Origin of the sequence: Mucilaginibacter yixingensis, assembly GCF_041080815.1 — a bacterium.
In the GTDB taxonomy this organism is placed as follows: Bacteria; Bacteroidota; Bacteroidia; order Sphingobacteriales; family Sphingobacteriaceae; genus Mucilaginibacter; species Mucilaginibacter yixingensis.
This window is the reverse complement of sequence record NZ_CP160205.1, coordinates 1,534,615-1,549,504: the sequence shown is the minus strand read 5'-3', so window position 1 is coordinate 1,549,504 and position 14,890 is coordinate 1,534,615. Positions and strand designations below refer to the sequence as shown.

The following is a 14,890-nucleotide window of genomic DNA, read 5'->3' as shown; positions in this document are numbered from 1 at the left end:
AGATAAATGCCCAAACAGCATCCTGTAGTATCCTGACAAAAACGCAAAAAGCGGCCATATAGGCCGCTTTTTGCGTTTAGTAATCTAATTTTTACACTGATTAATAACCAGGATTTTGTGTATACAGGCCCGGAGCCGCATTTAACTGCGATTGTGGCACTGGATAAATGATGTAATTGGCTACAACCGGCTTAATAGCACCGTTTGGATCGTCAATTGCCCTCCACGCGTTCATGATGGTAAGCAGGTTACCGCTACGCTGTAAATCAAACCAACGAGAGCCTTCATCCGCAAACTCGCGACGACGCTCGTCAAAAAGCTGATCCAAGGTAACGTTGGCAGTTGGAGTTAAACCAGCCCTGTTACGTACCTGGTTGACAATACCGTCAACATCAGCCTGAGTACCAGTTGCGCCATGCAAAATACATTCTGCTTTGAGCATCAGGATATCTGTATAGCGGATAGCTATAAAGTTAATTCCCCAATCAAAACGGCTTGCAGTTGGAATTTTCGTAACATCCAGCCATTTTTTAAAGAACGGGCGATTTTCAACGCTACCATTAGAACCTGTATAACCTGCAGTAAATACAGTTACAGCTTTACGTACATCTGCCGCTGCATAGCTACTTACAAGGTTATTAGATACAGGGATAATTTCCAGGCTTCCGTTTGATTTGTTGTCTTTTAACGGACCGCTAAAGTAACCATTTGGAGCAAGTGTCCACGGATATGATGCGCCGTACAGATCAGAACTACCGCTGATACCGCTGGTGTACATTACATCAAATACAGCTTCGCGGTTACCGCTGGCCTGAGGGCTTTGATTTGAGTAAGAGAAGATATTTGCGTAGTTGGTATTAAACGTAAACTGACCACTATTAATGATATCATTTAACAATGGAAGCGCAGTATTCCACTCGTTTGAATTTAAACCAGGACCTTCAATACCATAGGTAGGGCCGGAACGTGCCATATAAACTTCAGCCAGCAAGCCTTCAGCAGAGTATTTGGTAGCTCTGCCTACATCTGTACCGGTGTAAGCGGTTGGAAGGATTGAGATAGCGTACTGTAAATCAGCAATAATCAGTTTATATACGTCAGCTACAGAACTTTGGCCTACCGAATTAGACTCAGCTGCAGTAAGCACATGATCTACCACCGGCAGTTTACCAAAGTAACGCACTAAATCAAAGTAGTAAAAAGCGCGTAAAAACTGAGCTTCAGCCTGTAAGCGATTAGCCAGCGCTGTTGAACCCACAATGCTTCCGTTGGTTTTAAGCTGATCTAAAACTGCATTACATTTAAAAATACCGTTAAAATCTGCCTGCCAAGCTTCCTCTACATAGGCATTTGCCGGTAAGCTTGGAGAAAAATCGTTGATAGGGTCCCAGTCACGCACGGTTACAGATACACCATAAATATTATCTGAGCGAATTTCAGACAAGTTGGCCAGTCTTACCGGGTAGTTGTGCAAGGCGCTGTAAGCCGCGCTTACACCCTGCAAAAAATCACTTGGCTGCTTATAAAAAGTCGCCGTTGTTGATGTGGAGATGGGTACCTGGTTCAGCTCTTTATTACAAGCCGATAATAGTACCGCAGCTGCTATAGTGGATAAAATTATTTTTTTCATGTTTTTTCAGATTAATTGGTTAGAAGGTTACGTTCACACCAAAGATTAGAGATTTAGCCAATGGTAAACCTCCGTAATCGCCTGCTTCTGGATATGCACTGTTAGAACTGATAGCTGTATTTTGTGCATCTACGTTGAAACCGCCATAATATTTATCATGACCGAAGAAGTTTTCCATTGAACAATACAAGCGTGCTGCAGAAATTGCTTTGGATTTAATTAAACCCTTAAGATTATAACCTACAGTAATATCACGAATACGATAGTAATCTGAAGAATACAACCAGTCTGTATTAGCTACGAAACCAAAAGTAGAGTATGCTTTACTTACACGACCGGCACCCTGATCTGTTGGTGAACGCCAGCGGTTTACATAAAACTCTGGAGCATTATCTGTAAAGCCCTGACCGGTACGGGTAATTGCACGACCTAATAATGAATAAATGCTACCACCGTTTTGTCCCTGAATTAATACGCTCAGGTCAAAGTTTTTGTAACGGAAGGTGTTGGTCATACCCCAGGTAAAGTTAGGGTTAGGGTGGCCTACAATCTGTTTATCAGCCTCGGTAATTACACCGTCATGGTTGATATCCTCGTATTTAGGATCGCCCACTGTTTCGCCTGAACCATAAGTAGCAGCACCATTAGCAATATCAGCTGCAGTTAAGAAACCAATTTGTTTTACTACATAAATACTGTTAATTGGGTAACCCACTTTTAAAATAGCATCGCTTACATCAAAAGAGTTAGGAATGATGATCTGTTGCTGACCACCAGACAACGAAACAACTTTGTTTGCGGTGTGGCTGATGTTAAAAGTTGTGCTCCACTGAAATTTACCAATCATGTTGCGGCTGGTCAGCTCCAACTCCTCACCTACGTTACGTACCGAACCAGCATTACTTAAATAACTTGTAAAACCTGATGTTCCTGGCAGCGGAACCTGCAACAGGAGTTTAGTATTCAGCTTATTATAGTAATCAAAAGAACCTGTTAAGCGGTTACCGAAGAAACCAAAATCAACACCGGCATCAACAGTTTGTGATTGTTCCCACTGCAAATCAGGGTTAACCACGTTACTTGGAGCCTGGCCAGTGGCTAAAGCAGGAGTACTGCCTAACACATAACCACTGCTACCAATTTGAGCGATACTACCGTAGTCGCCAATATTGTTATTACCGTTTACACCGTAGCTTACACGTAATTTCAGATCGCTGAAGACAGGAGCTTTTTTCATAAAGTTCTCGTCTATTACACGCCAGCCCAATGATGCTGAAGGGAATACACCGTATTTGGTATTAGCACCAAAACGAGATGATCCGTCTTCACGTAAACTTGCAGACAGCAGGTATTTGTCTTTAAACGCATATTGTACACGGCCAAAATAAGACACTAATACATTTTTAGTGCTGTTGGTGCTACCAGTAGTATTTATAGCCGCGTTTAATGTTTGTACAACAACGCTGTTATAACCCCCAACTGATGATACTGATGAGTTATCTGTACGATCTGTGTTGTATGACTGACCTAATAACACGTTTAAGCTATGTACCTTGTTAAAGGTTTTATTAAAGGTCAACGTGTTTTCGTTCACAAACGTTTGTCTGCGGAAAGTGCTGTAAGAACCTGACGCACCTATACCAAGATTTGGATTGGTTGACGCGTTAAAGGTTCTGTTATCTAAAGTACCGGAAACAGTGTAAGGCGTGTAACCGCGGCTGGTATTATCAATATTATCAGAGTTAACTGAACTTCTTAAAGTCAACCCGTCCATAATTTGCCATTCGGCATAAATGGTGGCCAGAGTGCGGTACTTTTTGGTCTCGCCTATTTTGTTTTCTAGTTTAGCAACAGGGCTATTAGCTGAGTTACTCCAGGTATACTGCCTGTTTTTAAATGAGTTGGCATAAAGTCCTGTGGTATCTTCCTGAATCGGAGAGTAGCTAATGGCCTGATGGAAGATGTTATCCTTACCTTCTACGCCTGGGTCCTGGCTAATTGAATAGCTTGGCGCAAGGTTAACACCTATTTTTATATCTTTTGATGCTTTAACCTCTACGTTAGCCCTGGCAGAATATGCCTGATAGCCTACACCTTTGATAAATCCGTTTTGATTTGCGTAGTTGCCAGATAAGAAGTAATTAACATTGTCTGTGCCGCCACTTGCTGATAATTCATGATTTTGAACCCCTCCGTTTTGCTCAATGGCGTGCTCCCAATCTACGTATTGCAAGCCGGGGTGTCCAGGAATTGCCCAACGCGGATCAAGCATGTACGCTGTATTGATTGCGGTTGGACCGATACCAATTTTAGCGCGACGTGTTGCCGCATCATCATTAGCTGTAGCGCCTACAGACCCATATTGTTTAACGTACGCAGCATTGATCATTTCTGTAGCGCGATCAATCCACTCGTCGCCGTTAAGCATTGGTAAGTATTTACTGGCCGCATTATAGCCGGTATAACCGTTGTAGCTAATTTTAGCTTTACCGGTTTTACCTCTCTTGGTAGTAATCAATACAACACCGTTTGATGCTCTTGAACCGTAAATTGCGGCAGCAGCAGCATCCTTCAATACCTGGATATCTTCAATATCATTAGGGTTGATGTTATCTAAAGGGTTACCTGTTGAAAAGCCACCACCACTGTTTTGAGAAGATACAGAAAGAGGAAAGCCGTCAATAACGTACAATGGCTCGTTACCGCCGCTTAATGAACCGGTACCACGCACCTGAACGCTAAACGCTTTTCCTGGCAAACCAGTGTTCTGCTTAACGTTAACGCCTGATAACTGGCCAACCAAAGCCTGGTCTACACGTGCTATAGGGCGCTCATCCAGATTTTCAGGGTGATACGTTGCAAGCGCGCCAGATACATTGGCTTTTTTCTGTGTACCGTAACCAATCACCACTACTTCATTCAATTGAGAGTTGGTTTCTTCAAGTGTTACGTTAATAATGTGAGAAGCGCCTACGGCAACATCCTTATCGGTAAAGCCTACAGATTTAAAAGTAAGCACCTGGCCAACACTGGCCTTAATGGTAAACTTACCATTCAAATCTGTGGTAGTACCCTGCTGGGTGCCTTTCAGCAACACCGATGCCGCAGGGATAGGCAATTTTTTGGAATCGGTCACCACGCCCGATACCGTTACTTGCTGTGCATAAGTCGCGCTTATTCCAGTCACACATAGAAGGAATAAACACAACAACCTACACCAATTGGAGCATAATTGTTTTTTCATAAAAATGAGTTAAAGGTCCGTTTAAAGCTACCTGGCGGCAGCCATCATAATTGTTACAGCAAACATGGCAGTATGTTTTAAAATAGCTGTCATGAAGTATCCTGCAGTATCCTGTAGTATCCTGTAGTAAAAATACCCCAATAAATGTTTGAACACAAAAAAAGCGGCCCTTTTTTGGGCCGCTTTAAGCATTTTTACTCTTTTAACACTATCTACCACCTTTGGTTGTAATAATATTAAGGATTTGACACTTTTTTTAGCGGGACTAAGTGTACCGGACCCACAATTCCGGATGGCTTCGGATCCCAGTTAGCAGCGGTAAACAGGCCGTCTGCGCCACGAGAATCGCGTCCGTGCGCCGGGAAGTTAGTGTTATAGAATATGCGATAAGGCATATTGTGCTTATCCATATAAATGGCACGGTTAGCCATCAGGTTGGCCACACTTACCTTCAATGTATTAACCGGTTTTAACGCCGCCGCAGGAATGTCAACCTTATACTGCGGACCAAGCAATGTAGCCAGCTTAACACCGTTCAGATACACCTCTGCGCTACCGTAAACCGTGCCCAAATCAAGCTGCATCATAGCGGCATTATTCTGTGGCTTATTGAAGCTGATGGTATAGTCTGCCGTGCCCGAGAAAGCTTTAGCATCGTCGCCACCAAGCTCCGTCCATGATTTCAGCTTGTCTGTCGTGATAGCCGCGGGCAATGAAGGACCTCCTTTTACAAAGTCAATCTTCCAGTTCCCCTCAACAGCAATGGCATCACCAGCTGACTGATAATAGCTATATGGGCTACCTGTTAGCGCAGTAGGCGATGTTTGCAGCAAACAGCTCTCGCCGGGCTGCAGTTGCAGATATACGTTAGCCTGCCCGTTAGCCTGTTTCACCTGGGCAAGTCCCATTTTTTTCGCCATTGGGTCAAACAAGGCTACTGATGCTGCTTTTACGCTCAGAGGCACCCATCCGTTTATGGCTTTATCACTTTTGTTCACCACAAAGTAGCTATCGCCATTCTCAAAAGTACGGCGGTTAAACTGCAGGCCGCTATCGGTCATTTGCTCGCGTTTAAGACCAGCAATGGTCAGCAACGCGTTCAAATCGTCAGACATCAGGAATTTACCTTTGCCTACGGTTGCCACTTTTACCCCGTCGTTACCCTGGGTGAAATTCAACGTGCCTAGCAATGCTTTGAAAGCCGCTCTACGCTGATCTAACTGACCAAACCCTGGCACATCCTCTGGTAACTTACCATGAATCACAACTGTTGCACCAGCTTTAGCCATATTTACCACCTGGGTCATAGTACTAAGCGGGATGTATTTGCAATCGGCCAGCATGATGGTTTTGTAGGCAATACCACCGGTTAGCAGTTTGCCTGCTGATGGTTGTACGTTAGCAATCTGACGATCTGAGATCATATCGAAAGTATAACCTTTGGCCAGCATCTCTTCCGAAGCTTTGGCAAAGCCAGTACCGCTAAAGTCTGGACGAAGGGCCGCGTAATGCTTCAACAAACCAGCGTTAAGATTGCCGGCTTCAGAAAAGCTATCAAAAATTGGATAATAGATCAGCACATCATCGTCTGGCTTGCCTGATTGCATAAATGATTGGATGCGGGCAATGTAATTGTTCAGTGTCGAGAAATCGCCCCACTCCGGATTTGCCGGGGTGAAGTGCACCGATGCATAGAACAGCCATCCCGGCCATGGCGCATTTTGTGGCGAATAAGCAATACCATGGTAGAAAATATGATTAACGCCACCCAGAATGTATTTATCTATCGACTGCTTCACATCGCCCAATGATGATAAGAAGTGATCTGCCAGCCAGGTAGCCGACTCTGACGACGCCAGTGGTTTACCCGTAACGTGTGCTGCTGAAACAGCTGGTTTAAATGCCAAGATATCATTCCCCTCGGTTTCCGGAATATCTATAGCTGCATACAGATCCAGAATATTTGCAGGCGAGCCGTGCGACTGGTTTCTGATAATGGCGTTTTTGGATTTCGCCCAACTCTCCCACGGCTTGGTAAAGTTATCGAGCAACATATCCGATATCGTCTCGCGATAATCGCACAACACTCGGTTAGCCGTTTCCTTGTCGCCATTGCCAAACAGCGCCGGCAGATGATCGCGCAGATCATAACCACGGCGTTTGGCAAACTCGTCAAATAGTAAAGGTGTAAAGTTTGATTGGCCTCGGGCATCGTCAACCTCGTAGGAGTCATTAAAGAAAGCGCGGATACCGCTGATATCATGCCCTTTAAATGCCTGATCAAAACGATCTAAATAATGTGCTAATGCTGGCTTTGAGAAGTGATCAATCACAAAACCCTCGCCGCCTGGCGCCGCACGCTCCACCATTTTACCATGGAAGCCCTGGAAAATGGCATACAGCTTCCAGTCGCTACCAGTTGGAGCCGTCCAATCCAGGCTACCGTTGGCATCAACTTTACTGGTCAGGTTTAGCGACTGACCTTTATCATTATAGGCCATCAACACCGCCAGCGGGACTTTCTTTTCAAAACGCACCTGGTCAAGCGCCATCAACTGCAGGTTTTTATTGCTGGCAATGGGCTCTTTCAGGTCGGCAATTTTAGGGGCAACACCGTCAGAACGGATCAATGGTTGTTGCACATACACCACCGCATCTGTTAGCTTGCTGCCTGCCTTAACATCAAACGTTTTGGTAAACATTTCTTTACTGGCGTCCTCATTAGTTACCCATGGGCCACCAAAAGGCCAGCCGGTAGCATTGGCCAGGTCAATACCCATGTCGAGGCGTTTGGCCTCGTTAAGGGTATGCTGCAGCATATCCATCCATTGTGGCGACAGGTACTGGATAAACTCACTCTCATGGCCTTTAACACCATAAATCGGCGTAATTTCCATACCGCCCAAACCGGCGGTTTTGTAGTTCTCCATGTTCCAGGTCAGGTCCTTTTTATTAACGGCACTGCCCTCCCACCACCAACGCGCCCACGGCTTGGTTTGATGCGTAATAGCCGGCCATTTTACCTGCGCCACACCGTTGTAGGTGCTCAATGCACAGGCCATAAAGGCAGCAAGTTTTAATTTTTTATTCATGTTGGTTATTAGTTCACCGGTCATTAGTTCCATAATGATAACGCCGATGAATCTTGATTTATAATTGTTGATTACTGTTATTCAAGTTTACCATTCATTTCTCACAATTCACTACTCACCATTCACTTAGTGTTTAGCAATTTCCACCGCGTATACCTGCTCTACCCCACCCTCAAAGTTGGCGCGGAAGATGATCCACTTTTCATCTGGCGAGAAATGCACGTTTGGCTCCAGGTGATAATTGTGATTTTTCATATTCACCAGTTTCTCTGATTTAAAACGATCTCCCTCTGGTTTAAACAGGTAGATCCATTCACCATTTGGCGCTTTTGCCACCTGACCCGGATCGCCACCATCACCGCAGAAAGTTTTCTCGTCTTTACTTACGTTGAAGTGGATTGACCACTCGTTACGGTCCATCTCGTAGATCTTGTCTTCTTTGCCGGTCTTCATATCAAAGGCTGCCAGGAAGAAGGTTTTGCCTTTGGGTTTCTGCAAATCAAACCACTCATGCTGACCTCCAATACCAAAAAACTCGTGACCGGCAATCTCATTTACCATGGTACGTTTGTGCATCAGGGTATTTTTACCAGTTTTGATGTTGATGTTCCAGATGCGGTCATTTTTCTCCCACGGACCTTCGTGGCAGTAAGACAGGATATCCGGATCAACCGGCGAGAATAACAGGTGATTGGTCCACTCGTTCTCGCGATGGATCTCTTTCATCGCACCAGTTTTTGTGTTAAGGGTATAAAGCGTATGCTCCAGGTGTGCATCATAAATGCGGTTAAAGTAATCATGCTTTTCAGGATACTGCGCATAGATCTCACGTTCCTTCGGATCGGCCTTTACGCAAGCCAGAAAAGTACCGTCAGCATTCACCGTACCGGCACGACCTTTAAAGTCAGCCGGGAAAGCGTAGACAAAACGATTTTTGCCCGTAATGGCATTTACCGCAAATACACTATCGTTGGTTTGATAAAAAGCTTCTTTGGTTTGCGCACACACCATCTCGCCCGCCGGGCGTACCGCATTTGTCAATTGCTTAGTCTCCAGCGTTTTCAGATTAAGGGCAAACAATTGGTTCCCTTTTGATTTATCGACTGTACTGCCATAAAAAACCATCAGATCGCCTTTGTTACCCTCCTGCTTAATAAAACATTGGTTGTTAAAATAAAAGCTGGCATTGCTTGTGGCTGTACCATCCCTACGCACCAGGCGCATTACCTTATGACCGGTATCTTTATCAATCCATACATCGGGCATATTTTTACCGCCGGTTTCCATTACAGGCACGCTCTGAGCTTTTACAGAGGCTGTATGCAATGATGCAAATGCCAGCGTAATTAATGTTAATTGGTTTAATTTATTCATCTTCATCATACTTTAGTGTTTGGCAATTTCGGCTGCGTAGATCTGGGTGGCACCTTCAAAATTGGCACGGAAGATTACCCATTTTTCATCAGGCGAAAAGTGTACGTTTGGTTCGAGGTGATAATTATGGTTCTTCATATTCACCAGCTTCTCCGACTTGAATTTGTCGCCTTCCGGCTTAAAGAAATAGATCCACTCACCGTTCTTGGCGTGGGCTACTTGTCCAGGATCACCGCCATCGCCGCAGAAAAACTTTTCGTCTTTGGTGACATTAAAGTGGATAGACCACTCATCACGATCCATCTGGTAAACTCTGTCTTCCTTCCCGGTTTTCATATCTACCCCAGCCAGGTAAAAGGTGGTGCTTACAGGTTTCTGCAAATCAAACCACTCATGCTGGCCACCAATGCCGAAAAATTCGTGACCGGCAATCTCACGCGGAATGGTACGCACGTGCATCAGCTTATTCTCACCGGTTTGGATATTGATGTTCCAAATACGGTCAACCTTGTGCCAAGGGCCTTCATGACAATAAGAAAGGATCTGCGGATCTACTGGCGAGAACAACAGGTGATTGGTCCATTCGTTCTCGCGATGAATCTCTTTTATAACACCCGTTTTTACGTTGAGACTGTATAGCACGTGCTCAATATGCGCATCATAAATACGATCGAAATAGTCTTTCTTTTCAGGATACTGGGCATAGATCTCTTTTTCCTGCGGGCCGGCTTTTACCACGGCCAGGTAAGTACCATCGGCATTGATAGTACCAGCCCGGCTCCCCTTAAAATCAGCGGGAAAAGCATACACAAAACGATTTTTACCGGTGATGATGTTTACCGCAAAAACACTATCGGCACTTTGATAAAAGGCTTCGCTGGTTTTAGGGCAAACCATCTCGCCAGCTATTTGCTTGTGATTAGTAAGCTGCTTGGTTTCTAGTGTTTTCAGGTTCACGCTAAAAAGCTGATCGCCCATGGCTTTATCCTCAACACTTCCGCGAAAAACCATCAAATCGCCTTTACCCTTCTGGGGTACAAAACAGTAGTTATTGAAATAGAAGCTGGTATTGCTTGTGCCCGGCCTGCGCACCAATCTGATAATCTTATGGCCCGTATCTTTATCTATCCATGCATCAGGCATGTTTTTACCTGTTTCCATCACCGGCACATCCTGCGCCAGGGCAAAGACGGTACTGCAAAGCAGCAACGCATTCAATAGCCATACTTTCCTGTTCATCATACTTAGGATTATTGGGTTTTCGGCGTAAGCAAAGCATCGACGTTGATGTACTTTTCAAGATCGCGCATGGCTATTACCTTATAATGATTGGTTTTCAGGTAGTTGAGCAGCTCTTCAAAAACTGCAGGCGAGGTAGTTACCCAGGGATGCGCATCATCCGGCACCCCGTGGATGGTTAACACGGCAACGTTACCATTTTTGGCGCCGTTGATGAGGGTGTAAATATCGTCCTTCTTCTCGGTATGCGTAGTATAGCCGGGCACCAGGAAAGGATGATCTTTTTCAGGCTGATATAACCTGTCCCATCCCGCGCGGGCAAAACGGTAGCCTTTTTCGCGCAGCACCTGCAACGCAACCCTGCCTGTATCATAGCCTGGATAAGCAAATGTAACCGGTTTAGGGATGTGGTATTCGGCACATTTTTGCTCTATGTACTCTAACTCTGCGGTTAATTTCTCTTTACTAAGCTTGTTAACGTGGGTATGATGCCAGGTATGGTTGCCCACCTCAAAACCCATTTTGTTCAGGCCGGCAATCTGCTCCCAGGTCATGTATTTAGTTTTATCGCTAAAGTTGGGGGTGCCGCCAAACTCACATACATAAAACGTGGCACCGAAACCGTATTTCTTCAATAACGGAGCAACGTAGGTAGCATGACTAACTACAGCGTCGTCAAAAGTCAGTACCACCAATTTATCGGGGATAGGCTTTTTTATAACTTGAGCACTTGCCAGAAGCGGCAGCAGCGGTAGCAAGAGCACCTTTAAAAAGTTAGATATCTTATACTTTGCCATACCTTATTAAATCTAATTGTCATCCCGACCAACGGGAGGGATCTTTTCGATTATGCTTTCCGCCATATCGATCCTAAAAGATCTCTCCCGTTGGTCGAGATGACATATTTTTTGCGATACTCTACTCAAATTAATTCCCCAACGGTTTCACCACACTCCATTTAGCACTTGATGGCAGACTGAACTGATCTACCGGATCTGGATGCGACGGATCAAACGGCGGCGTATCTACCAGGAATTTCTCCAATCCGAGATGATTCTGGCGGATGCCTTCTATAATACATTTGGCAATCTCGTAAGCGCCGTAAGAGTTAAAGTGGGTATTGTCATGCAGTTCGTCTTTCTGTCCGGGGAACGTTCCGGCCGGATACCATACAAAAGCTTTTTTTGATGGCTCGTCGCCCAGGGCTTCATAAAATTTGGCGGTCATGGCGTTGATATCAATCACCGGTACATTCATCTCCTGCCCTACCTTGCGGGCTGCAGCAGGGTAATCGCCCAGCGTGTTAACCACCTTGCCGCTATCATTAAACATACGGCGGCTGGTAGATGTCACAATAACCGGAATCGCCTTCTTATCGCGTGCGGCATTAATAAAAGTTTTAAACCGCTCAGTGTATGATTTCCAGGCACCATCATTCGGGCCTTTTTCTTTCTGATCGTTATGGCCAAACTCAATGAACAGGTAGTCACCAGGTTTGATTAGACTCATTACTTTATCCAAACGGTGACTGCCAATAAAGCTACCCAGCGTAAGGCCCGATTCAGCATGATCTGCAATAGCAACGCCCGGCTTAAAGAAACGCGGGATCATTTGTCCCCAGGCACACCATGGCTCATCATCCTGATCTACAACCGTAGAGTTTCCGGCCAGGTAAACGGTAATCTGATCATCCACTTTTTCAATTTCCACGGCATCAATGCACGGTTGGCTGTCGTTAAACTCCAACGTCAGCTTATCGTCCCAATCATATTTGCCCATCTCGCGCGGGTTACGCCTTACCTCGCCACCAGTGCTGATCTGCGGTTTACGGATATTTACAATAAAGCTTACTTTTTTGGTTTCGCCGCTTTGGGTGGCCACCTTTTCCAACATTAACCGGCGTGACTCGGCCCTTACGGTGGTTAAGCTGGTGCCTTTAATATCGCCAAGGGTCAGGGTTACTTTGTAATTGCCCTCGGGCACGTCTACTGAAAAATTGAATGGTTTATCACTGGTAATGTAGCTGCCGACAACACCTTTTTTTGCGTCGCGGGTTACCGAGTTTACTTTTGCGCCAAAATCAAAACCGTAGCCTGTTGCATCGGTAAAAGCGGTATTGGCGCCAACGGCAGTGTATCCTTTTGCGGGCTGGCCGTCGCCAAAATCGAACTTAAAACTAGTGGCCGGAGTTTGTGCCTGCACATTCAGCGAGAAACACGCTGAAGCCAAACAGCAAAACGATATCATTTTGATTGATAGAACTTTGGACATAAAATAGCTATAGGTTTATAAGATCTCCACCAGAGGGAGGGTTTGAAGCTAAATTAGCCCCCCCACCGTCTACAGGCATCCTGTCCTGTCCTGAAAAAACGGGGGCTTTGTGTAACAAGTTCATCACGGAGAGGGAGTGATGAGATTAAGTAAATGTGTAATGTCATGCTGAGGAACGAAGCATCTCTGTGGGTATGCTAGGCCATATTACTAAATGGCAAACTTGTCCTTAGAGATGCTTCGTTCCTCAGCATGACAATACTGTGTTGATACAATTCCTACAAGTCTCCATGCCCTTTTGGCAGCGATTCAAACGGAATTACGCCGGCATGGGCGGCCCAGGCTTTGTATTTATCTTCCATGGCTTTTACGCGGTCAGGGTATTTATCGGCCAGGTCATTCAGCTCGTTACGATCTTCTTTGATGTTATAGAGTTGCCACTTATTTTGCGGGTATTGCGATACCAGTTTCCAGTCGCCCTCGCGCACGGCCCGACCACCTTCGTGTTCAAAGAACAGATCGTCGTGCCCCTTCCAGGCTTTGCCTTCCATCAATGGCAACAAGCTGATGCCCTCGGTTGGCAAAATGTTATGACCATTATAGGTTTTTGGATAAGTTACGCCCGCTGCATCCAGACAGGTAGCCATCAGATCAATAATATGCCCCGGCTGCGCTGACTGATGTGGCTTGATCATACCCGGATAGTAAGCAATAAACGGCGTAGCGGTGCCCCCCTCGTACTCCCAGTGCTTAAACATACGCATAGGTGTGTTACTCACATTGGCCCCCCAGAAACCGTAAGAGGTAAATGATCCCGGCTCACTGGCTGGTTTAGCATTTGCGGCGTTAACCTCTGGCGTAAAGCCGGGGCCATTGGTACTTTCGTGGCTGGCGCCATTGTCTGACATAAACATGATCAGCGTATTCTCGTCCTCACCTGTCTCGCGCAGCGCTGCGCGGATGCGGCCGATGTTTTGGTCCATCCGATCTACCATGGCAGCATATACGGCCATTTTATCGTCCCAATCCCATTTTTGCTTGTCGGTAAGTGAGTTCCACTCCGGCACGTTCGAGTCGCGCGGAGATAGTTTGGTATCTTTTGAAACGATGCCCAGCTCCTTCATTCTGGCCAGGCGCTCTTCGCGCAGCTTATCCCAGCCTTTATTAATGTAGCGGCCTTTGTAGCGCGAAATATCTTCAGGCAACGCCATCAACGGCCAGTGCGGACTGGTAAAGGCCATGTATAAGAAGAATGGCTTACCGGTACCTTTATTTTCTTTAATGTATTTAACGGCGTAGTCGGCATATTTATCGGTGCTGTACCAATCTTTGCCAATACCGTCATAAGGCTTATCATCTAAAGCGATGGTTAGGTGTTGGTTAGGGCGATAAGGCATCGTTGGCTGAAAGTAGCTGCCTGCACCATCAATCAAACCGAAGTAATGATCAAAACCCCGTTTTACCGGCCAATGCTCTGGCGCGGTACCCACGTGCCATTTACCGGCCATGTAGGTGTTATAACCACCCGCCTTCAAAGCCTCGGCAATGGTTACGCAATTGGTATTCAAATAGCCCTGATAAGCCGCTTGCGGACGAGTATTCACCATATCGCCAACGCCAGCCTGATGCTGGTACAAACCAGTTAGCAGCGAGGCACGCGACGGGCAACAACGCGAGGCATTGTAGAAATTAGTCATTACCAGGCCGCCTTTAGCCATCGCATTAATGTTAGGCGTCTCGATATCAGAGCCGAAACAATTGATATCAGAATAGCCCATATCGTCTGCCAGGATGATAATTATATTGGGCTTTTTTCCGGCCTTTTGCTGCGCCGAAACACCGGCAACACACAACGAGGCCAGCAGCAGGGTAAATACTTTTTTCATTTGGTTTATGTTAGTTCTACTTGGTCAGATATCTGTTACCGCCCAGATAAGCATATCACAAGGCCCCCCCCTATTTACGTTACTACGTCTCGCACCGGCAGTAGTTCCCCCCCCCTCAAGAGGGGGACTGAAAGGTACTACATTTTGCACCTAC

The 14,890-nt window shown here is 45.7% G+C and carries 8 protein-coding genes; all 8 read right to left on the bottom strand.

Annotation, left to right across the window (positions count from 1 at the left end):
* Positions 1–100: 100 nt before the first annotated feature.
* On the bottom strand, positions 101–1,630 hold the full coding sequence (locus tag ABZR88_RS06245; RefSeq protein WP_107828276.1) for a RagB/SusD family nutrient uptake outer membrane protein: 1,530 nt from the start codon (positions 1,628–1,630) through the stop codon (positions 101–103).
* 19 nt (positions 1,631–1,649) lie between these two features.
* Positions 1,650–4,817 (bottom strand): TonB-dependent receptor, encoded by a 3,168-nt coding sequence (locus tag ABZR88_RS06240; RefSeq protein WP_245917026.1) that lies wholly within the window; start codon positions 4,815–4,817, stop codon positions 1,650–1,652.
* Between the two features lie 293 nt (positions 4,818–5,110).
* Entirely contained in the window at positions 5,111–7,966 is a 2,856-nt protein-coding gene (locus ABZR88_RS06235) for a glycosyl hydrolase (RefSeq protein ID WP_211309785.1), read from the bottom strand.
* A 126-nt stretch (positions 7,967–8,092) separates the two neighbouring features.
* A complete protein-coding gene (locus ABZR88_RS06230; RefSeq protein WP_107828279.1) occupies positions 8,093–9,340 on the bottom strand; it encodes an oligogalacturonate lyase family protein in 1,248 nt (415 codons plus the stop codon).
* A 12-nt stretch (positions 9,341–9,352) separates the two neighbouring features.
* Positions 9,353–10,582: an oligogalacturonate lyase family protein gene (locus ABZR88_RS06225; protein ID WP_107828280.1), complete on the bottom strand. Its 1,230-nt coding sequence runs from the start codon at positions 10,580–10,582 to the stop codon at positions 9,353–9,355.
* A gap of 8 nt (positions 10,583–10,590) precedes the next feature.
* Positions 10,591–11,376 carry a polysaccharide deacetylase family protein gene (locus ABZR88_RS06220; RefSeq protein WP_107828281.1) on the bottom strand — a complete coding sequence of 262 codons (786 nt, stop codon included), beginning with the start codon at positions 11,374–11,376 and terminating at the stop codon, positions 10,591–10,593.
* 130 nt (positions 11,377–11,506) lie between these two features.
* Positions 11,507–12,808, bottom strand: a complete 1,302-nt coding sequence (locus ABZR88_RS06215; protein ID WP_369434707.1) for a rhamnogalacturonan acetylesterase — start codon at positions 12,806–12,808, stop codon at positions 11,507–11,509.
* 320 nt (positions 12,809–13,128) lie between these two features.
* Positions 13,129–14,736 carry an arylsulfatase gene (locus ABZR88_RS06210; protein WP_107828283.1) on the bottom strand — a complete coding sequence of 536 codons (1,608 nt, stop codon included), beginning with the start codon at positions 14,734–14,736 and terminating at the stop codon, positions 13,129–13,131.
* Between the last annotated feature and the right edge of the window lie 154 nt (positions 14,737–14,890).

What these genes read in the sequence shown, in the direction of transcription:
- ABZR88_RS06220 (WP_107828281.1), bottom strand. Translation starts at nt 11,376, where the DNA reads ATGGCAAAGTATAAGATATCTAACTTTTTAAAGGTGCTCTTGCTACCG.
- ABZR88_RS06225 (WP_107828280.1), bottom strand. Translation starts at nt 10,582, where the DNA reads ATGATGAACAGGAAAGTATGGCTATTGAATGCGTTGCTGCTTTGCAGT.
- ABZR88_RS06245 (WP_107828276.1), bottom strand. Translation starts at nt 1,630, where the DNA reads ATGAAAAAAATAATTTTATCCACTATAGCAGCTGCGGTACTATTATCG.
- ABZR88_RS06230 (WP_107828279.1), bottom strand. Translation starts at nt 9,340, where the DNA reads ATGAATAAATTAAACCAATTAACATTAATTACGCTGGCATTTGCATCA.
- ABZR88_RS06210 (WP_107828283.1), bottom strand. Translation starts at nt 14,736, where the DNA reads ATGAAAAAAGTATTTACCCTGCTGCTGGCCTCGTTGTGTGTTGCCGGT.
- ABZR88_RS06235 (WP_211309785.1), bottom strand. Translation starts at nt 7,966, where the DNA reads ATGAATAAAAAATTAAAACTTGCTGCCTTTATGGCCTGTGCATTGAGC.